Source organism: Dryocola baronae, from assembly GCF_051297175.1.
Classification (GTDB): domain Bacteria; phylum Pseudomonadota; class Gammaproteobacteria; order Enterobacterales; family Enterobacteriaceae; genus Dryocola.
This window is the reverse complement of sequence record NZ_JBINNY010000001.1, coordinates 1775790-1794094: the sequence shown is the minus strand read 5'-3', so window position 1 is coordinate 1794094 and position 18305 is coordinate 1775790. Positions and strand designations below refer to the sequence as shown.

General features: G+C 58.0%; 18 protein-coding genes and 1 other annotated feature. Of the genes, 7 read left to right on the top strand and 11 right to left on the bottom strand.

Features of this window, described 5'->3' with window-relative positions; translation table 11 throughout:
* Positions 1–5: 5 nt before the first annotated feature.
* From cobS to dacD, 7 genes are all read right to left on the bottom strand, one after another.
* Positions 6–746 carry an adenosylcobinamide-GDP ribazoletransferase gene (gene cobS / locus ACSPHG_RS08340; protein WP_435955975.1) on the bottom strand — a complete coding sequence of 247 codons (741 nt, stop codon included), beginning with the start codon at positions 744–746 and terminating at the stop codon, positions 6–8.
* Positions 746–1288 (bottom strand): bifunctional adenosylcobinamide kinase/adenosylcobinamide-phosphate guanylyltransferase, encoded by a 543-nt coding sequence (gene cobU / locus ACSPHG_RS08335; protein WP_435953017.1) that lies wholly within the window; start codon positions 1286–1288, stop codon positions 746–748. Before cobU ends, cobS begins: the two co-directional genes overlap by 1 nt.
* Positions 1279–2817, bottom strand: a complete 1539-nt coding sequence (locus ACSPHG_RS08330; RefSeq protein ID WP_435953016.1) for a cobyric acid synthase — start codon at positions 2815–2817, stop codon at positions 1279–1281. The genes cobU and ACSPHG_RS08330 overlap by 10 nt, the downstream gene beginning before the upstream one ends.
* A gap of 109 nt (positions 2818–2926) precedes the next feature.
* Positions 2927–3247 (bottom strand): DUF496 family protein, encoded by a 321-nt coding sequence (locus ACSPHG_RS08325; protein ID WP_435953015.1) that lies wholly within the window; start codon positions 3245–3247, stop codon positions 2927–2929.
* A 168-nt stretch (positions 3248–3415) separates the two neighbouring features.
* Positions 3416–4474 (bottom strand): FUSC family protein, encoded by a 1059-nt coding sequence (locus ACSPHG_RS08320; protein WP_435953014.1) that lies wholly within the window; start codon positions 4472–4474, stop codon positions 3416–3418.
* Between the two features lie 129 nt (positions 4475–4603).
* Positions 4604–5074 (bottom strand): DNA gyrase inhibitor SbmC, encoded by a 471-nt coding sequence (gene sbmC / locus ACSPHG_RS08315; protein WP_435953013.1) that lies wholly within the window; start codon positions 5072–5074, stop codon positions 4604–4606.
* Positions 5075–5241: 167 nt separating this feature from the next.
* Positions 5242–6408 (bottom strand): serine-type D-Ala-D-Ala carboxypeptidase DacD, encoded by a 1167-nt coding sequence (gene dacD, locus ACSPHG_RS08310; protein ID WP_435955974.1) that lies wholly within the window; start codon positions 6406–6408, stop codon positions 5242–5244.
* A 242-nt stretch (positions 6409–6650) separates the two neighbouring features.
* Between dacD and sbcB the strand changes: the two genes are divergently transcribed.
* Positions 6651–8078 (top strand): exodeoxyribonuclease I, encoded by a 1428-nt coding sequence (gene sbcB / locus ACSPHG_RS08305; protein ID WP_435953012.1) that lies wholly within the window; start codon positions 6651–6653, stop codon positions 8076–8078.
* Between the two features lie 110 nt (positions 8079–8188).
* On the opposite strand, the gene ACSPHG_RS08300 is transcribed toward sbcB, so the two are convergent.
* The 4 genes from ACSPHG_RS08300 to ACSPHG_RS08285 all read right to left on the bottom strand — a co-directional run bounded on the left by ACSPHG_RS08300 (position 8189) and on the right by ACSPHG_RS08285 (position 12977).
* Positions 8189–9553: an APC family permease gene (locus ACSPHG_RS08300; RefSeq protein ID WP_435953011.1), complete on the bottom strand. Its 1365-nt coding sequence runs from the start codon at positions 9551–9553 to the stop codon at positions 8189–8191.
* A 206-nt stretch (positions 9554–9759) separates the two neighbouring features.
* Positions 9760–11058 carry a 4-aminobutyrate--2-oxoglutarate transaminase gene (gabT, locus tag ACSPHG_RS08295; RefSeq protein WP_435953010.1) on the bottom strand — a complete coding sequence of 433 codons (1299 nt, stop codon included), beginning with the start codon at positions 11056–11058 and terminating at the stop codon, positions 9760–9762.
* A gap of 125 nt (positions 11059–11183) precedes the next feature.
* Entirely contained in the window at positions 11184–12110 is a 927-nt protein-coding gene (locus ACSPHG_RS08290) for a LysR substrate-binding domain-containing protein (protein ID WP_435953009.1), read from the bottom strand.
* A 39-nt stretch (positions 12111–12149) separates the two neighbouring features.
* Positions 12150–12977 carry an SDR family oxidoreductase gene (locus ACSPHG_RS08285; RefSeq protein ID WP_435953008.1) on the bottom strand — a complete coding sequence of 276 codons (828 nt, stop codon included), beginning with the start codon at positions 12975–12977 and terminating at the stop codon, positions 12150–12152.
* A gap of 198 nt (positions 12978–13175) precedes the next feature.
* Between ACSPHG_RS08285 and hisL the strand changes: the two genes are divergently transcribed.
* The 6 genes from hisL (at position 13176) to hisH (ending at position 18305) form a co-directional block, all read left to right on the top strand.
* Positions 13176–13226: a his operon leader peptide gene (gene hisL / locus ACSPHG_RS08280; protein WP_202304721.1), complete on the top strand. Its 51-nt coding sequence runs from the start codon at positions 13176–13178 to the stop codon at positions 13224–13226.
* Positions 13202–13324: a sequence feature (His leader region), on the top strand. (Overlaps the previous gene by 25 nt.)
* A gap of 36 nt (positions 13325–13360) precedes the next feature.
* The gene (gene hisG, locus ACSPHG_RS08275) at positions 13361–14260 is read left to right on the top strand and encodes an ATP phosphoribosyltransferase (protein WP_435953007.1); all 900 of its coding nucleotides are present in this window, start codon (positions 13361–13363) and stop codon (positions 14258–14260) included.
* A 4-nt stretch (positions 14261–14264) separates the two neighbouring features.
* Positions 14265–15572 (top strand): histidinol dehydrogenase, encoded by a 1308-nt coding sequence (hisD, locus tag ACSPHG_RS08270; protein ID WP_435953006.1) that lies wholly within the window; start codon positions 14265–14267, stop codon positions 15570–15572.
* On the top strand, positions 15569–16651 hold the full coding sequence (hisC, locus tag ACSPHG_RS08265) for a histidinol-phosphate transaminase (RefSeq protein WP_435953005.1): 1083 nt from the start codon (positions 15569–15571) through the stop codon (positions 16649–16651). The genes hisD and hisC overlap by 4 nt, the downstream gene beginning before the upstream one ends.
* Positions 16648–17715, top strand: coding sequence for a bifunctional histidinol-phosphatase/imidazoleglycerol-phosphate dehydratase HisB (gene hisB / locus ACSPHG_RS08260; protein ID WP_435953004.1), 1068 nt, complete (start codon positions 16648–16650; stop codon positions 17713–17715). The genes hisC and hisB overlap by 4 nt, the downstream gene beginning before the upstream one ends.
* Positions 17715–18305 carry an imidazole glycerol phosphate synthase subunit HisH gene (gene hisH, locus ACSPHG_RS08255; protein WP_435953003.1) on the top strand — a complete coding sequence of 197 codons (591 nt, stop codon included), beginning with the start codon at positions 17715–17717 and terminating at the stop codon, positions 18303–18305. The genes hisB and hisH overlap by 1 nt, the downstream gene beginning before the upstream one ends.

The window sequence follows — 18305 nt, the reverse complement described above, 5'->3', positions numbered from 1 at the left end:
TGACGCTACAGGAGCGCCAGCAGGAAAATCACTTCGCCAAGCTCGATAGCCGCGCCCAGCGTGTCGCCGGTGTGCCCGCCGAGCGTGCGTTTAATCGCCCAGGCGAAGGCCATAATCGCCGCCAGGGTTATCACGAAGGCGAAAAGACCGCTCGCCGGAACCAGCAGGAACGAGAGCACCGCCCCGCCCGCAAGCGTAATGGCGGCCTGCCTGCCGCTCACCTTGCCGATAAACAGGTTGCCAAGGCCGTTTTCACGGGCGTATTTCTGCTTGTACATCAGCAGCACGCTGGCGGTGCGCCCCGCAACGGAAGCGGCGGCCAGCACGGCAATCATATTGTTGTCGCGCAGGGCAAGCTCGCTGACCGCCAGCACCTTCGCCACCAGCACAAATATTAGCGCCAGCCCGCCGTGCGTCCCCAGGCGGCTGTCGCGCATGATTTCCAGCATGCGTTCACGGATGCGCGCCGAGAAAATACCGTCGCAGGTATCCGCCAGCCCGTCGAGATGGAAGCCGCCGGTCAGAAGCGCGAGCGCGAGCACGTAGCCCAGCGCCGCCAGCGGCAGGCCGCACCAGGGTTGCAGCACGACGAACACCAGCCCGGCGATAGCGCCCAACAGCAGGCCGACAAAGGGAAAGGTGATAATGCCGCGCACGTACTGGTCCGGCTCCAGCCCCTGGGACCAGCGCCCCGGCACCGGCAGGCGGCTCATGAACTGTAGCGTGGCGAAGTACAAACGAAAGATCATTTTATTTTCACTCCAATACCCGAAACCACCAGCCAAACCTCCTGCGCCTCGCGCGCGAGGCGTTGATTCACGCGCCCGGCAATATCCCGAAAATGCCGCGCCAGGCGGTTCTCCGGCACAATACCCATCCCCACCTCGTTGGTGACGAGATACACCGGGGCCGGGCAGGCTTTACAGGCCGCGATGAGCAGGTCGATCTGCTGATTCACCCGCTGTTCGATTGACGCAAAATCCCATTCTTCCTCCGGCGCGCTGCCTGCCGCGTCAAACATCAGGTTGGTGATGAGCGTGGTGATGCACTCCAGCAGCACCGCCTCCTGCGGATCTTTATCGGCACCGATAACGCCGTTCAAATCGCGATATTGCTCGAGGGTACGCCAGTGCGCGGGGCGGGAGTCCCGGTGATGCCGAACCCGCTCGGCCATTTCATCGTCAAATATTTTCGAAGTGGCGATGTACAGCACGCGCTCGCTGGAGGAGGCCAGCCGCTCGGCATGGCTGCTTTTGCCGCTGCGCGCGCCGCCGGTGATCAAATACATGGTGGCTCCTGATGTTCCTGCATAATCCGGTAGATGCGTTCGATGTCGATATGCTCGCGCATGGCGTGGGCCAGCATGTCGAACTGCTCAAGCTTGTGCCGACGGTAGTCAAACGGCTCGCCGTCCCACGCCGCGAGATCTTTACGCTCGCGCAGGCCGTTCAGCAGCGAGCGGGTAAACGCGCCGTTATCGAACACGCCGTGCAGGTAGGTGCCCAGCACGCTGCCGTCCGCGTTGACCGCGCCGTCTTCGCTATCGTAAGGCCGCGTGTTGCATTCGCTGAGGCGGGCAAAGGGCGAGGCGCGCAGGCCGCGCTGCGTTTCGCCCATGTGGATTTCGTAGCCTTCGAGGCGTTGATCCGAGCTGCCACTGAAGATCCCCGGCAGCGTCGGCAGGGTTTTGCCCACCACGCGGGTGGTGGTTTTCAGACTGGCGAAGCGGGTGACAACGTCGAGCAGGCCGATGCCCGGCATGTCGTCCAGCCCGGACTCCACCGCGTCGAAAATATGCTGGCCCAGCATCTGGTAGCCGCCACAGATGCCCATCACCGCCCCGCCCGCCTGATGATGCTCCAGCAGCGCCTTCTCCAGCCCTTTTTCCCTCAGCCAGTGCAGATCGCTCAGCGTATTTTTGCTGCCCGGCAGAATCACCAGGTCGCAGCCGCTCAGCTCGTGCGGCTGGCTGACGTAGCGCAGGCGCACGTCCGGCTGGGCGGCCAGCGCGTTAAAGTCGGTGAAGTTGGACATGTAGGGCAGCTGAATAACCGCAATTTCGATATCTTTTGGCGTGGCCGCGTCGTATTTGCCACGGTCGAGCACCACGCTGTCCTCGTCTTCCAGGTCCAGCTTCAGCCACGGCATGACGCCCAGCACCGGCACGCCGGTCAGCGCTTCAATCTGCTCGATGCCCGAATAAAGCAGCGCCTTATCGCCGCGAAACTTGTTGATGATGACGCCTTTCACGCGCCATTTTTCATGCTCCAGCAGCAGCGCGATGGTGCCGTAAATCGCGGCGAACACGCCGCCACGGTCGATATCAGCCACCAGAATCACCGGGCATTCGGCAAGCTCGGCCATGCCCATATTGACGATATCGCGGTCGCGCAGGTTGATTTCTGCAGGGCTGCCCGCGCCTTCCAGCACCATCACGTCGTATTCAGCCGCCAGGCTGCGATAAACCGCCTTGATCTGGCCGCGCAGCTGGGGTTTATAGTTGTGATAGGTCACCGCGTCCATATTGGTGGCGACTTTGCCCATCAGCACCACCTGCGCCTTACAGTCGCTGGTCGGCTTGAGCAGCACGGGGTTCATGCGCACGTCCGGCGCAATGCCTGCGGCCTCGGCCTGGAATATCTGCGCGCGCCCCATCTCTTTGCCGTCGGGCGTGATGCCCGAGTTGAGCGCCATGTTCTGGGACTTAAACGGCGCGGCGCGCAGGCCGTCCTGCATGAAGATGCGGCACAGCCCCGCCGTCAGCACGCTTTTGCCCACGTCCGAAGCGGTTCCCTGAATCATAATGGCCTGGGCCATACTCTCTCCCGTACAAAAAAAAACCCTGTCAGCATGACGCTTACAGGGTATCAGGAACATCGCAGTATTCATCAGTTTGATGGTACTGAGAGGCAAGCTGCTGCCGGGTTTATTCTGGCTTCAGTTCGCCCATCGCTTTGAGCTTTTTAGAGATGTCGCGACGTTCTTTGGACAGCTCGGCGTTTTTGATGATGTAGTCATCAACGCGGTCTTCGTAGTCGGTCTTCATGCTGGCAATGATGCCCTGAATCGCTTCGATGCTCATGCCCGGCTTGATGTAGTCGCTCAGGTTGTCGAGCAGCAGAACACGTTTTGAGTTATCGCGGATTTTTTTCTCAACGTCCTGGATTTCACGTTGCAGCTTGTTCTTACGACGGAACAGACGCACAAACTCCAGAACGTCCTGGAATGAAGGCTTAGTATTTTCCATTTTTACACCCCTACTTATTTCATACTCGGATTCGTTAAGGCAACCGCCATAAGGCGTACCATAAAGGTAGCGGCTGCCGTTGACAATAATTTATCAGTGACTTGCCCTATCTTACCCTCAATTGCTGCTGAATCGAAACCAGCATTGCAAAAGCTGGGCTCTCGCGCATTACTTACGCAGCGCGCGACAGATAAGCTGCGACAGCAATTCAAGCTGCCGCGCCAGTTCCAGGCTAAGCCAGACATAACCGTGAATCGGCGTTTCCTGAAGCGTACCGCCCTGCCCTTCCTGCATCAGCTGACGCAGTTCGCTGACAATTTCATTGAGCTTTTCGGTATTGGCAGAGATGGGGGACGGATTGCCCTCCTGCAAGGCCCGCGCTATCGCGCCGAGGGTTTTATGCGTCATCTGCTGAGTGTCGCGCAGGGTGCGCGCGTTGATCATCAGGAAATGGCTGGCCCGCGACGCCCAGTAGGCGTTGATTTGCAGCTCCAGGGTACAGACCATATTGCGACTCACTTTCTGAATCGCTTCGAAAATCGATTTCTGAATGTGGGTTTCTTTGCTGCTCGGCCCGATCAGCGCGCGCATTTTTACCACGTCGTTCAAAATCGCGTTCAGCGGTTTTTCTAAGCGCGGGCGCTCCAGCAGGTTCGGCGAGAACCCGGCGTTGTAGATGCGGCTAAACGCGGAGACAAAGTTCGCCATCTGGATGCGCCAGTGGATGAACGCCCGTTGAGGATAGATGCTGGTGAACAGCATCGCCAACAGCGAGCCGAAAATCACGTCGCCGCTGCGCCACAGCGCAATTTCCATGTCGCCCGCCGGTGCGCCGACGACGACGGAAAGCGTGATACCGATAAGCAACGCCTGGTAAGGACGTTTACCGAGGGCCAGAAAGCCGCACAGGAACATGGCGACGGCACACCAGATCAGCATTAAGGGCAACGAATAAAGCTCAAGCTTCAGCGCCACAAGGCCAAGCGCTGCCCCAAAGATCGTGCCGCCGATGCGCTCGAACGCGCGGGGAACCACGTTGCCCCAAAACGAGATCGGCCCCATCACCACCACAAGGGTAATCAGCGGCCAGGTGCCTTCCGGGATGTTAAGCATGCGGACAAGCAGAAACGTCAGAATAAACGCCAGCGCGATGCGGATCCCATGTACCGTGCGGTAGTGGCGATAAACTCGCATTTCTAAAGGACTAAGGGATTTGTCGGGGCGCACACCCGTCTCCTGAAACCAAAAGCGCGATTGTATCAGACTAATAGCCAACACCCGAAAACCGAGATTTCCGGGTATTTGGTATAGATCAATACAGCGAACAATTTAGCCGTTGCAATTTATAGGAAGGTATTAACGCTTACTGGCAACCGGCACATACATATCAATTTCCCAGACGCCGCTTTCGGAGCCGTCGTTGAGGTAATGCTCGAAGCAGGCTTTGCCGGTCATCTGAAAACGACTGTCGCCCACCAGCTTTTCAAAGAAATCATTCCAGGGTTTGGCAAAATCATTGTTATCAACCGTTGCCCGGGCAACGGCATATTCGCCGCCTTCGATGTGCGTGATCATGACGCCTTCGCTGTTTTCCGGTATGACGAAATCCTCCGGCACGCTAAGTACCGTGTCACATCTGAGCTTTTCAGGCGGAATCTCGTCGGGGTTGTCGTAATAGACCGCCAGCCACTCGTTACCGGCAAGATTCTGCGATTTGACCCACAGCGCCAGCTGTTTAAAACCCTGCTGAACGGTCTGCTCCCAAGGGCCAACCATATGGAAACCGGCGACTTTACGACCCGGAACCTGTTGAACGTTGAATTCCATGCATCCTCCAGAGAAGTTAATATACTGTATATCTATACACTACATTACAGAAGTGTCGCCGCTCCCGCGAGTCCAGGATGATTATTTTGCGAGCAGGATCGACTTTTAGTTTAGGCAAAAAAAACGAGAGAGGATCGCTCCTCTCCCGTTATTCCTTCTCAGGGAATTCAGAGTTTTTGATGCAGGTAATCGCTAAAGCGCGACAGCATGCCGCCCTTCTTCACGTCGCCGAGCGCCACCAGCGGCCAGTGGGCGATGAGCTTGTCACGATCGTAGAGCTGGATTTCACCAACGCGCTGGTTTGCCGCCAGCGGCGCTTCCATATCCTCACGATCGAGCATGTATTTGGCTTTGATATTCGGGACTTCGGCCTTTGGCAGCGCCATAAATACGTCCTGGTTGGTGCCGACCTCAAAGGTGTCCGTGTCGCCATACCAGACGTGCTCCGCGCCTATTTTTCTGCCTTTATGCAGGATTTGCACGGTGTCGAAATTATCCTGGCCCCAGTGCAACAGCTTGCGGGCCTGGTCCTCACGGCCCTTCGGGCTTTCTGCCCCCATCACCACGGCGATAAGGCGACGCTTGCCGACCACGCTTGAGGCAATCAGGTTAAAGCCTGCGCCGGAGGTGTGGCCGGTTTTCAGGCCGTCGACGTTGAGGTTTTTATCCCACAGCAGGCCGTTGCGGTTCTGCTGGGTGATACCGTTCCACGTCAGGCTGCGCTCGCTGTACATGTGGTAGAACTCCGGCTCGCCGTGAATGATGGCGCGCGACAACACTGCCAGATCGTAGGCCGAGCTATGCTGGCCCGGCGCGTCCAGGCCGTGAACGGTTTCAAAGTGGGTGTCGCGCAGGCCCAGCTGCGACACGTATTTGTTCATCATAGCGACAAACTGCGGCTCGCCGCCCGCTACGTGGTCGGCCAGCGCCACGCAGGCATCGTTACCGGAATCGATGATCAGGCCACGGCTCAGATCGCGCACGGTCAGCCTGTCGCCCGGTTTTAAAAACATCAGCGATGAGCCGTTAAACACCGGGTTGCCCTTCGCCCAGGCGTCGGTACCCACGGTCACGATATCGTCGGCGCTGATGCGCTTGCTGTCGATGGCGCGGTCAACGACGTAGCCGGTCATCAGTTTGGTGAGGCTCGCCGGGTTGCGTTGCACATGCTCATTTTGCGCGGTCAGTATCTGCCCGGTGGTGTAGTCCATCAATACCCATGAACCGGCCTGAATCGGTGGCGGAGGCGGGACGTTGACGAAAGTATCGTCAGCAAACGCGGACTGAGCAGCAAATGATATGAGCGAAAAAACAACAAACTGGCGGATCTTCAACGATATATCCTCAACAACATTAATTTCAGCCGCTCGTTTTACTGGATTTAACATTTTTTTTCGCGCCTAAATTGAAAGCGGATATGACTTAAGTCCATTTTTAAGCCGTGGCTGAACGGGTTGACCTGCCCGGACGTGCGTCAGAGAATGGTATTAATCCTCAAAGGTTTGCCTTTATCCGCTACACTAGCGGATCGCGATGACCGCCACGGCGAAGCCAGCAAAATGGACAGTTTTATACGATGAAAAATGACGCTCAGCAGCCCACGTTCCTCTTCCACGATTACGAAACCTTCGGCAAGAGCCCGTCGCTAGACCGCCCGGCGCAGTTCGCCGCCATCCGCACCGACGACCAGTTCAACGTTATCGGCGAGCCGGAAGTGTTCTACTGCAAGCCCGCGGACGACTATCTGCCGCAGCCGGAAGCGGTGATGATTACCGGCATTACGCCGCAGGTGGCGCTTGCGCGCGGCGAAAACGAAGCCGATTTTGCCAAACGTATCCACGCTATTTTTACCGTGCCGAGAACCTGCGTGGTGGGCTACAACAACGTGCGCTTCGACGACGAGGTGACGCGCAATATTTTCTATCGCAACTTCTACGATCCCTACGCCTGGAGCTGGCAGTACGATAACTCCCGCTGGGATCTGCTGGACGTGATGCGCGCCTGCTATGCGCTGCGCCCGGAGGGGATCGTCTGGCCGGAAAACGAAGACGGCCTGCCAAGCTTCCGCCTTGAGCATCTCACTAAGGCCAACGGCATTGAGCACGCGAACGCGCACGACGCCATGTCGGACGTCTACGCCACCATCGCGATGGCGCAGCTGGTGAAGACGCGCCAGCCGCGCCTGTTTGAATATCTTTACAGCCACCGTTCAAAACAGAAGCTCACCACGCTGATTGACGTCCCGCAGATGAAGCCGCTGGTGCACGTGTCGGGTATGTTCGGCGCATGGCGCGGCAACACCAGCTGGATTGCGCCGCTCGCCTGGCATCCGGAAAACCGCAACGCGGTCATTATGGTCGATCTCGCCGGGGACATTTCGCCGCTGCTGGAGCTGGACGCAGATGCGCTGCGCGAACGCCTGTATACGCCGAAGAATGCGCTCGGTGACGCGGCGGCGGTGCCGATTAAACTCGTTCATCTCAATAAGTGCCCGGTGCTCGCCGTTGCCAACACGCTGCGCCCGGAAGACGCGGAGCGTTTAGGGATTGACCGCCAGCGGTGCCTGGAGAATCTGAAACTGCTGCGCGAGCATCCCGGCGTGCGTGAAAAAGCGGTGGCGATTTTTGCCGAAGCGGAGCCGTTTGTGCCGTCGGACAACGTAGACGCGCAGCTATACAACGGTTTCTTCAGCGATGCCGACCGCGCCGCAATGCGCATCGTGCTGCAAACCGAGCCGCAGAACCTTCCGGCGCTGGATATTTCCTTCGTCGATAAGCGCATTGAGAAGCTGCTGTTTAACTACCGGGCGCGCAATTTCCCCGGCACGCTGGATGAGGCCGAGCAGCAGCGCTGGCTGGCGCACCGCCAGGAAGTGCTTTCGCAGGACGCGTTGCAGGCCTACGCGCTGGAGCTGGAGGCGCTTTATAACCAGCACGAAGGGGATAAAGAGAAGACGGCGCTGCTTAAGGCTTTGTTTGAATATGCGAAGTTTTTGGTTGGGTAAGTTTGCGGCGATGAGGTGAAGGCAATATCGGATGGCGGTTCGCTTGTCCGGCCTACAAATGCGAGTCAAAAAAAAGCCCTCTTTCGAGGGCTTTTTCATGGATATTCGTATTAAGCGATATCTTCGTTGTACTGCGGAACCGGGTTGCGGAAGCTGCGGGTTACGCAGGCGACGTACACCAGACCGATACCCGCCCAAATCAGACCCAGAATCATCGAGCTTTCTTCCAGGTTGATCCACAGCGCGCCTACGGTCAGCGCGCCACAAATCGGCAGCACCAGGTAGTTGATGTGCTCTTTAAGCGTCTTGTTGCGCTTCTCACGGATCCAGAACTGCGAGATAACCGACAGGTTAACGAAGGTAAAGGCGACCAGCGCACCGAAGTTAATCAGCGCCGTGGCGGTTACCAGGTCAAAGTCGATAGCCATCAGCGCGATTGCACCAACCAGCAACACGTTAAACGCCGGGGTACGCCATTTCGGATGGATATAGCCGAAGAAGCGGTTCGGGAACACGCCGTCACGACCCATCACGTACATCAGGCGGGATACGCCGGTGTGCGCCGCCATACCGGAAGCCAGAACGGTAATGGTGGAGAAGATCAGCGCGCCAACCTGGAAGGCTTTACCCGCCACGTACAGCATGATTTCCGGCTGGGACGCGTCAGGATCTTTGAAGCGTGAAATGTCCGGGAAATAAAGCTGCAGGAAGTAGGTCGACACGATGAAGATCAGGCCGCCAATCAGCGCGGTCAGGAAGATAGCACGCGGAATCACACGCTCTGCGTCTTTGGTTTCTTCCGACAGGTTGCTGATGCCGTCAAAGCCGGTAAAGGAGAAGCACAGGATGGTCGCACCGGTAATCATCGGCACCACGTGAGCGTTCTCAGACCAGAAAGGCTTGCTGCTGCTAAGCGTAGCGGCGCCTTCGCCGCCGGCAATACCGGAAACGACCATGCCCATAATCACGGCAATCAGGACGATTTGCATCACTACGATGACGCTGTTGAAGTTCGCCACGGTCTTCACGCTGCGCAGGTTGGAGACTGTCATAAAGCCAACCAGCACGATAACGAAGATCCACGACGGAATTTCAGGCACCAACGCTTCAAAATAGATTTTCGCCAGCAGAATGTTGATCATCGGCGCGAACAGGTAGTCGAGCAGCGATGACCAGCCAACCATAAACCCAATGAACGGGTTGAAGGATTTCTGGGCGTAGGTATAGGCTGAGCCTGCAGATGGGAAGCGTTTTACCAGCTTTCCATAGCTCAACGCGGTGAACAGAATGGCCACCAGCGCGAAGGCGTATGCTGTCGGAACATGACCGTCGGTCAGGCCGGAAACAATGCCGAAAGTATCAAACAAGGTCATAGGCTGCATGTAGGCGAGGCCCATCATGACAACCGGAACCAGCGTCAGAGTTTTACGCAACCCTGGGCGTGAATTTGCACCTGCGGTGACGTTAAGCGACATGGTGGATTCCCCAAACGGCGAATGCCTGCGCAAAAGCAAAAAGCTGCCCCATCTTGTTTTCCTCGGCGACACGACTGTCGTTTTTTAAAAGCTAGTATCTATCCGGTACGAAGCCCGGCCTCTTGGGTTTTTTGGCGTATGCCTGTTTGACTGCTAAGACTCAATGCAAAAAAATAACCGACGCGTTTAACGTCGGTTTTTTTATCTCATTTTGAGAGGCGCGTATTTTGCACCATTTCGAGGCTGGATGACAAGATGTTGAGGCCTTGATTAATAATTTCTTTTTCGGCGGTTAATGGCACCAAAAATCTGATCACATTCCCGCGCACGCCACAGGACAAAAGAACCAGCCCCTGTCGGCCTGCCTCCTGCACCAGCGCTGAGGTTAGCTCCTTATCGGGACGGTGGCTGTCGCGCCCTTCTACCAGCTCGATGGCGATCATTGCGCCGTGTCCGCGCACGTCGCCAATACAGTCGAATTTCTCGGCTAATTCCTGCAGGCGGGAGGTGATTTGCAAGCCGATTTCCTGGGCGCGCTGGTTAAGCCGTTCTTTCTCGATGATATCGGTTACCGCCAACGCCGCCGCGATAGCGACCGGCGACCCGGCGTAGGTACCGCCAAGACCGCCCGGCAGCGCCTTATCGAACAGCGATTTCTTGCCGACCAGCGCCGAAAGCGGGAAGCCGCCCGCCAGGCTCTTCGCCATGGTAATCAGATCGGGTTCGACATCGCTGTGCTCGATGGCGAAAGTCTTGCCGGTGCGGCAGAAGCCGCTTTGAATTTCATCGGCAATCAGCACGATACCGTGCTTATCGCACAGCGCGCGCAGCTGCTTCATAAACTGCGGTGACGCGGCGTAGAAGCCGCCCTCCCCCTGCACCGGCTCGATAATAATTGCGGCGACTTCATCCGGGGAAACGTCGGCGGCAAAAATGCCGGCCAGCGAGGCGAGCGCCTGGGTATCAGAAACGCCAAGATAGGCCGCCGGATAAGGCGCGTGGTAGATACCCGCCGGGAACGGGCCGTAGCCTTTTTTATACGGCTGCACCTTGCCGGTCAGCGCCATGCCTAACAGGGTGCGGCCATGGAATGCACCACGAAACGCAATCACCGCCGAGCGCCCTGTCGCAATGCGCGCGACTTTAATCGCGTTTTCAACGGCTTCGGCTCCGGTGGTCAAAAAGAGCGTCTGGCAGGGTTCGCCGATCGGCACCAGCTTGTTCAGGCGTTCCGCAAGTTCGATGTAATTGCCGTAGGGCGTGACCTGGAAACAGGGATGGGTGAAGTGCTCAAGCTGCTGGCGAACCGCCTCGATAACCGCGGGATGGTTGTGTCCGGTATTCAGCACGGCAATACCTGAGGCAAAATCAATATAGCGCTTGCCTTCGACATCCCACAGCTCGGCGTTTTTCGCTTTCTCTATATAGACGGGCAGCGAGTTCCCGACGCCGTGCGGAACCGCCTGCTCGCGCCGCGACTGCCATTGTTGATTGGTTTGCTTCATACGAACTCCTTGCGCACAAAAAACCTCTGCAAAACAACGCGGAGGAGAAGATTTAAACGCGAAGACATATTCAGAAGAAATATCGATCCAATTTAACAATAGTTGTGCGCCCAGGGGTCTGCCACTCACCCGGAAGTATTATTTCGCGGCGGGCCGTAGACGTTGGCAATTTCCGGACTGGCAACGATTTGCTCCCGCCACCATTCGCTTGCAAGCCCGGCGGTCTGCTCGTTCCAGCCGATCCACACCGGCACAAAAGGCACGTGTGAAACGACCTGCTTTTCGACCAGCACGCCGGTTTCGATAAAGCGCTGGGCCATGTAGCGCGGCATGTAGCCGCAGCCGATGCCGCTGATCTGCAGCTCCAGCTTGGTTTTAAAATCAAAAACGGTGATGGCTTCCTGATCCTCCAGCAGGTGCATGGCGCGCGACGGTTCGAGGCGGGACGTATCGCCGACCACCACGGCGCGGCTGCGCTTAATTACGCGGCGGGTTAACGGCTCTTCGGCATCGGCTAAAGGATGATGCGGGGCGACGACAAAAATAATTTCAAGCTGACCAAGCAGCGTGAAGCCGAAGCCGCTCAGCGACGGCGGGTCGCTCATCGCCCCGACGATGATATCCGCCCGCCCCTCGGTCAGCGCTTCCCAGGAGCCGCCCAGCACGCCGTTAATAAACTTCAGGCGCGTCACGCTGTAGCTTTTATAAAAAGCCTCGATGAGCGGGGTAAGCAGCGAAAACGGAAACGAATCGTCAACGCCAATCACCAGTTCGTTTTCCCACCCCTGGTGAAGTTTGATGGCCTGCTGTTCAAGTTCGCGTACGGTATGCAGCACTTCGCGTCCTTTTTCCAGAAGAAGCTGGCCCGTTCGCGTAAATCTTGCGCGGTGCCCGCTGCGGTCGAGGATCTGAATGTTAAGGTCGCTTTCGAGTTTTTGAACGGTGTAGCTAAGCGCGGAAGGCGTTTTAAAGAGCTTTGTTGCCGCCGCAGCAAAGCTCCCTTCTTTATCGAGGGTATCGAGGATAATCAGCACGTCCAGCAATGGTTTCATTCTCGCCCCCAGGGGTAACGAGCAATGCCACCCGCTGCGCTACTGCATGGGCATCACTAGCGGATTTGGATACTGGTATTCAAAGCCTAATTCATTGCAAATTTTGCTGCCGTCCACCAGCTTCCCGTGGCCCGGACGTTCCTGTGGGCGAAAAGCGGGCGGCGTTAAGTCAAGCTGCCGCGCCATCTGGGAATAGAACTCTTCTCGCGATGGATGAACGGGCGCACATAAATTATAGATGCGTCCGCCCTTCGGAGCCTGCAACAACAGCGTAATTGCTGAAATGACGTCTTCAAGATGGACAAGATTGACGCCGTGACCGCCGTTGGCGACGTCGGCCTTACCGGCAAGAAAGCGCCCGGGATGGCGTTCCGGCCCGACAAGCCCCGCCAGACGCAGGATATCAACGGAGGTGCCGGGTAAATCATGCAGCCACAGTTCAAGCTCTTTCAGCACGCGCCCGCTGGCGGTGACCGGCGCAAGCGCCGAGCTTTCTTTCACCGTGCCTTCGGCTTCGCCATAGACGGAGGTCGAGCTGGTAAAGACGATGCGCGGCACCTGATACGCGAGCGCGCTGTCGACAATTTCCTGCACCGCCTGAAGGTAAAAATCGTCCCCTTCGCCGGTTCGGCGGGCGGGAAGCGTGATAATCAGCGCGTCGACGTTTAGCAGTTCGTCGAGATCGTCGCTGTCACACACGAGTTCCGGCGTCAGCTCAAGCTGATAGCCGTCAATGCCGCACATGCGGGCTGCTTCAACGCCGTCGAGCGTAGTTTTGCTTCCTGTCACCTGCCAGCCCCGCGCTGATAATGACAGCGCGAGCGGCATGCCCAACCATCCCAACCCGACAATCGCAACCTTTTTCATGCCTTCTCTCCTGAGCCGCAGCATTTTGTTCTGCGCTGGTTTCACTAGCCTACCTTAAGGCTACGCCACGATGGACGAACTGACAATTAGCGCGGCTAAACAGAATATTAACTGCTGCGGAAAAAAGCCCTTGCGCTTAACGTCGTATCTGGTTTAGGTTAATTGCACACCATGAATAATCATTCATACGAGAATTTTATGACACGCGTTCAGACTGCAAGCCACCATCATCACCATCATCCTGACTAGTCTTTCAGGCGATGTGTGCTGGGAGACGAAAAGATCTTCCAGAGGTGCATGAACGTGTGAAAAAGCCCCCGGAAGATTTCTTCCGGGGGCTTTTTTTTGGACGTCAGACAGGAATTGATAAGGGGTACCGCCAAATGTTAGACAACAACCGTTTACGCATAGCTATTCAGAAATCAGGCCGTTTAAGCGATGATTCACGCGAATTACTGGCCCGCTGTGGCATAAAAATCAACCTGCACACCCAGCGCCTGATAGCCCTGGCGGAGAACATGCCGATTGATATTCTGCGCGTGCGTGACGACGACATTCCGGGCCTGGTCATGGACGGCGTGGTGGACCTCGGGATTATCGGCGAAAACGTGCTGGAAGAAGAGCTGCTAAACCGCCGCGCGCAGGGCGAAGACCCGCGCTACTTCACCCTGCGTCGCCTCGATTTCGGCGGCTGCCGTTTTTCCCTGGCTATTTCCGTTGACGATCCGTGGGACGGCCCGGCTTCCCTGAACAATAAACGTATCGCCACCTCGTATCCGCACATCCTCAAGCGCTACCTCGACAGTAAAGGCGTGCAGTTCAAATCCTGCCTGCTGAACGGTTCCGTTGAGGTTGCACCGCGCGCGGGCCTCGCCGACGCGATTTGTGACCTGGTTTCCACCGGCGCGACGCTTGAAGCCAACGGCCTGCGCGAAGTCGAGGTGATTTACCGCTCTAAAGCCTGCCTCATCCAGCGCGACGGCGAGATGCCGAAGGCAAAACAGCAGCTTATCGACAGGCTGATGACCCGCATCCAGGGCGTTATTCAGGCGCGCGAATCCAAGTACATCATGCTGCACGCGCCGAGCGAGCGTCTGGACGAAATTGTCTCTCTGCTGCCGGGTGCGGAACGCCCAACTATTTTGCCGCTGGCGGGCGACCAGCAGCGCGTCGCCATGCACATGGTGAGCAGCGAAACCCTGTTCTGGGAAACGATGGAAAAGCTGAAGGCGCTGGGTGCCAGCTCCATTCTGGTGCTGCCGATTGAGAAGATGATGGAGTAAGCCAATGTCGAACTTCAACACGCGAATTTTCTGGAACGACTGCGACGAGGCCACACAGGATGCGCTCCTGATGCGCCCGGCTATCACCGCGTCGGAAAGCATCACGCGCACCGTGGCCGACATTATTAACAGCGTAAAAGCCAACGGCGACGCGGCGCTTCGTGAATACAGCGCCAAATTTGATAAGGCTGAAGTTCAGCAGCTCGAGGTGAGCGACGAAGAGATTTCCGCAGCGGTTGCCCGCCTCGGGACGGATATAAAAGAAGCAATGGCGGTTGCCGTTGCCAACATCGAGAAATTCCACGTAGCGCAGCAGCTTGCCGCGGTAGACGTGGAAACCATGCCGGGCGTGCGCTGCCAGCAGGTGACCCGCCCGGTTGCCTCCGTCGGCCTTTATATTCCCGGCGGTTCGGCACCGCTGTTTTCCACCGTGCTGATGCTCGCCACGCCCGCCCGCATCGCCGGCTGTAAGAAAGTCGTGCTTTGCTCGCCGCCGCCGATTGCCGACGAGATACTTTACGCGGCGCGGCTTTGCGGCGTGCAGAAGGTGTTTCAGGTTGGTGGCGCGCAGGCCATCGCCGCGCTGGCGCTGGGCACCGACAGCATTCCTAAAGTGGATAAAATCTTCGGGCCGGGTAACGCCTTCGTGACAGAAGCGAAACGCCAGGTGAGCCAGCGCCTGGACGGAGCGGCCATCGACATGCCGGCCGGTCCTTCCGAAGTGCTGGTGATCGCCGATAGCGGCGCTACCCCTGATTTTGTCGCCTCCGACCTGCTTTCCCAGGCCGAGCACGGGCCGGATTCCCAGGTGATTTTGCTCACGCCCGATGCCGAAATGGCGCAGGCCGTAGCGGAAGCCGTGGAACGCCAGCTGGCGGAATTACCGCGCGCAGAAACGGCCCGCAAAGCGCTGGAAAGCAGCCGCCTGATCGTCGCCCGCGATCTGGCGCAGTGCATTGAGATTTCCAATCGCTACGGCCCGGAACACCTGATTATCCAGACCCGCAACGCCCGCGAGCTGGTGGACAGCATCACCAGCGCCGGTTCGGTATTTTTGGGCGACTGGTCTCCGGAATCCGCCGGAGATTATGCGTCCGGCACCAACCACGTGCTGCCAACCTATGGCTACACGTCCACCTGTTCAAGCCTTGGGCTGGCGGATTTCCAGAAGCGCATGACGGTTCAGGAACTCACCCCGCAGGGCTTCGCGAGCCTTGCCAAAACCATTGAAACGCTGGCCGCCGCCGAGCTGCTTGACGCCCACAAAAACGCCGTTACCCTGCGCGTTGCCGCGCTAAAGGAGCAAGCATGAGCATTGAAGAGTTAGCCCGCGACAACGTTCGCGCCCTGACCCCTTACCAGTCGGCGCGCCGCCTGGGCGGCAATGGCGACGTGTGGCTGAATGCCAACGAATATCCCACCGCCGTTGAGTTCGAACTCACCCAGCAGACGCTGAACCGCTACCCGGAGTGCCAGCCGAAGCGGGTAATCGAACGTTACGCGGCCTACGCGGGCGTGAAGCCGGAGCAGGTGCTGGTCAGCCGCGGCGCGGATGAAGGTATCGAACTGCTGATCCGCGCCTTCTGCGAGCCGGGCAAAGACGCGGTGCTTTACTGCCCGCCGACCTACGGCATGTACAGCGTTAGCGCGGAAGCCTTCGGCGTTGAGTACCGCACCGTACAAACGCTGGACAACTGGCAGCTCGACCTGCCGGGCATTGCGGAAAATATTGACGGCGTGAAGGTGATTTACGTCTGTAGCCCAAACAATCCGACCGGCCAGCTCATCAATCCGCAGGATCTGCGCGTGCTGCTGGAGATGGCGCGCGGCAAGGCGCTGGTGGTGGCGGATGAAGCCTATATCGAGTTTTGCCCGCAGGCGACCCTTGCAGGCTGGCTGGAAGAATACCCTCACCTCGTCATTCTGCGCACCCTGTCGAAGGCTTTCGCGCTTGCCGGCCTGCGCTGCGGATTTACGTTAGCAAATGAAGAAGTTATCAATCTGCTGATGAAGGTGATTGCGCCCTATCCGCTGTCCACGCCGGTTGCCGACATTGCGGCGCAGGCGCTTAGCCCGCAGGGAATCAACGCGATGCGCGAGCGGGTGGCGGAAATAGTCGCTAATCGCCAGTATCTGATTAGCGAGCTAAAAGATGTCGCCTGCGTGGAAACGGTTTTTGAATCCGAGACCAACTACGTGCTGGCGAGAATCACCGCCTCAAGCGCGGTGTTTAAATCTCTGTGGGATCGGGGCATTATCCTGCGTGACCAGAATAAACAACCATCGTTAAGCGGCTGCCTGCGCATTAGCGTCGGCACCCGCTTAGAGTGCAGCCGCGCTATCGCCGCGCTGCGCGAACAACCCGGCCTGACGGCCACGGAGGGCGTGTGAGCCAGAAAATTCTTTTTATCGACCGTGACGGTACCCTGATTTCCGAGCCGCCTGCTGATTACCAGGTGGATCGCATGGACAAGCTTGCCTTTGAACCGGCGGCGATCCCTTCCCTGCTTGGGCTGCAAAAGGCGGGATTCAGGCTGGTGATGATCACCAACCAGGACGGGCTGGGCACCGCGAGCTTCCCGCAGGCGGACTTTGACGGCCCGCACGGCCTGATGATGCAGGTGTTCACCTCGCAGGGCGTCACTTTTGACGAGGTGCTGATCTGCCCGCACCTGCCGGCGGATAACTGCGACTGCCGCAAGCCCAAAATTGCGATGGTCAAAGGCTATCTGGAAGACGGCGTGCTGGATAAGCAAAACAGCTACGTGATCGGCGACCGTGAAACCGATATGGAGCTTGCGGAAAACATGGGCATACAGGGCCTGCGTTATAGCGCCGACACCCTGAACTGGGCGCAGATCAGCGACCGGCTCACCAGGCGCGACCGCTACGCGCACGTCGAACGCGCAACGAAAGAGACGCAGATCGACGTGCAGGTCTGGCTCGACCGCGAAGGCGGCAGCAAAATCAACACCGGCGTGGGCTTCTTCGATCATATGCTTGACCAGATCGCGACGCACGGCGGTTTTCGTATGGAGATTGCGGTCAAAGGCGATTTGTACATCGACGATCACCACACCGTGGAAGACACCGGGCTGGCGCTCGGCGAAGCGCTGAAAATCGCCCTCGGCGACAAGCGCGGCATCACCCGCTTCGGCTTTACGCTGCCGATGGACGAATGCCTGGCGCGCTGCGCGCTGGATATTTCCGGCCGCCCGCACCTTGAATATAAGGCCGAGTATAACTTCCAGCGCGTGGGCGACCTCAGCACCGAGATGGTCGAGCACTTCTTCCGCTCGCTCTCCTACACCATGGGCGTCACGTTGCATTTGAAAACCAAGGGCAAAAACGACCACCACCGCGTGGAAAGCCTGTTCAAGGCGTTTGGCCGCACGCTGCGCCAGGCGATCCGCGTTGAGGGCGATACGCTGCCCTCCTCGAAAGGAGTGTTGTGATGAACGTCGCGATCCTCGATACCGGCTGCGCCAACCTGCTGTCGGTTAAGTCTTCGATTATTCGCCTCGGCTACGACCCGGTAGTTAGCCGGGATGCCGATGTGGTGCTGCGCGCGGACAAGCTGTTTTTGCCGGGCGTTGGCACGGCGCAGGCGGCGATGGACCAGATCCGCGAGCGCGATTTGGTCGAGCTGATTCAGGCCTGCACCCAGCCGGTGCTGGGCATCTGCCTCGGCATGCAGATTCTGGGCAGCCACAGCGATGAAAACCAGGGCGTGCAGACTCTCGGCATTATCGATGAGCCAGTGCTGAAGATGACGGACTTCGGGCTGCCGCTGCCGCACATGGGCTGGAACCGCGTCTACCCTAAAGCGGGCGACCGCCTGTTCCGTGATATTGAAGACGGCGAGTATTTTTACTTCGTCCACAGCTATGCGATGCCGGTCTGTGCGAACACTATCGCGCAGGCCAGCTACGGCGAGCCGTTCACCGCGGCGGTGCAAAAAGACAACTTCTACGGCGTGCAGTTTCACCCGGAACGTTCGGGTGCCGCCGGGGCGAAGCTGCTTAAGAACTTCCTGGAGATGTAA

Coding starts and splice junctions, on each gene's coding strand:
- cobU (WP_435953017.1), bottom strand. CDS start 1,288: ATGTATTTGATCACCGGCGGCGCGCGCAGCGGCAAAAGCAGCCATGCC.
- ACSPHG_RS08330 (WP_435953016.1), bottom strand. CDS start 2,817: ATGGCCCAGGCCATTATGATTCAGGGAACCGCTTCGGACGTGGGCAAA.
- ACSPHG_RS08325 (WP_435953015.1), bottom strand. CDS start 3,247: ATGGAAAATACTAAGCCTTCATTCCAGGACGTTCTGGAGTTTGTGCGT.
- sbmC (WP_435953013.1), bottom strand. CDS start 5,074: ATGGAATTCAACGTTCAACAGGTTCCGGGTCGTAAAGTCGCCGGTTTC.
- sbcB (WP_435953012.1), top strand. CDS start 6,651: ATGAAAAATGACGCTCAGCAGCCCACGTTCCTCTTCCACGATTACGAA.
- ACSPHG_RS08300 (WP_435953011.1), bottom strand. CDS start 9,553: ATGTCGCTTAACGTCACCGCAGGTGCAAATTCACGCCCAGGGTTGCGT.
- gabT (WP_435953010.1), bottom strand. CDS start 11,058: ATGAAGCAAACCAATCAACAATGGCAGTCGCGGCGCGAGCAGGCGGTT.
- ACSPHG_RS08290 (WP_435953009.1), bottom strand. CDS start 12,110: ATGAAACCATTGCTGGACGTGCTGATTATCCTCGATACCCTCGATAAA.
- ACSPHG_RS08285 (WP_435953008.1), bottom strand. CDS start 12,977: ATGAAAAAGGTTGCGATTGTCGGGTTGGGATGGTTGGGCATGCCGCTC.
- hisG (WP_435953007.1), top strand. CDS start 13,361: ATGTTAGACAACAACCGTTTACGCATAGCTATTCAGAAATCAGGCCGT.
- hisD (WP_435953006.1), top strand. CDS start 14,265: ATGTCGAACTTCAACACGCGAATTTTCTGGAACGACTGCGACGAGGCC.
- hisC (WP_435953005.1), top strand. CDS start 15,569: ATGAGCATTGAAGAGTTAGCCCGCGACAACGTTCGCGCCCTGACCCCT.
- hisH (WP_435953003.1), top strand. CDS start 17,715: ATGAACGTCGCGATCCTCGATACCGGCTGCGCCAACCTGCTGTCGGTT.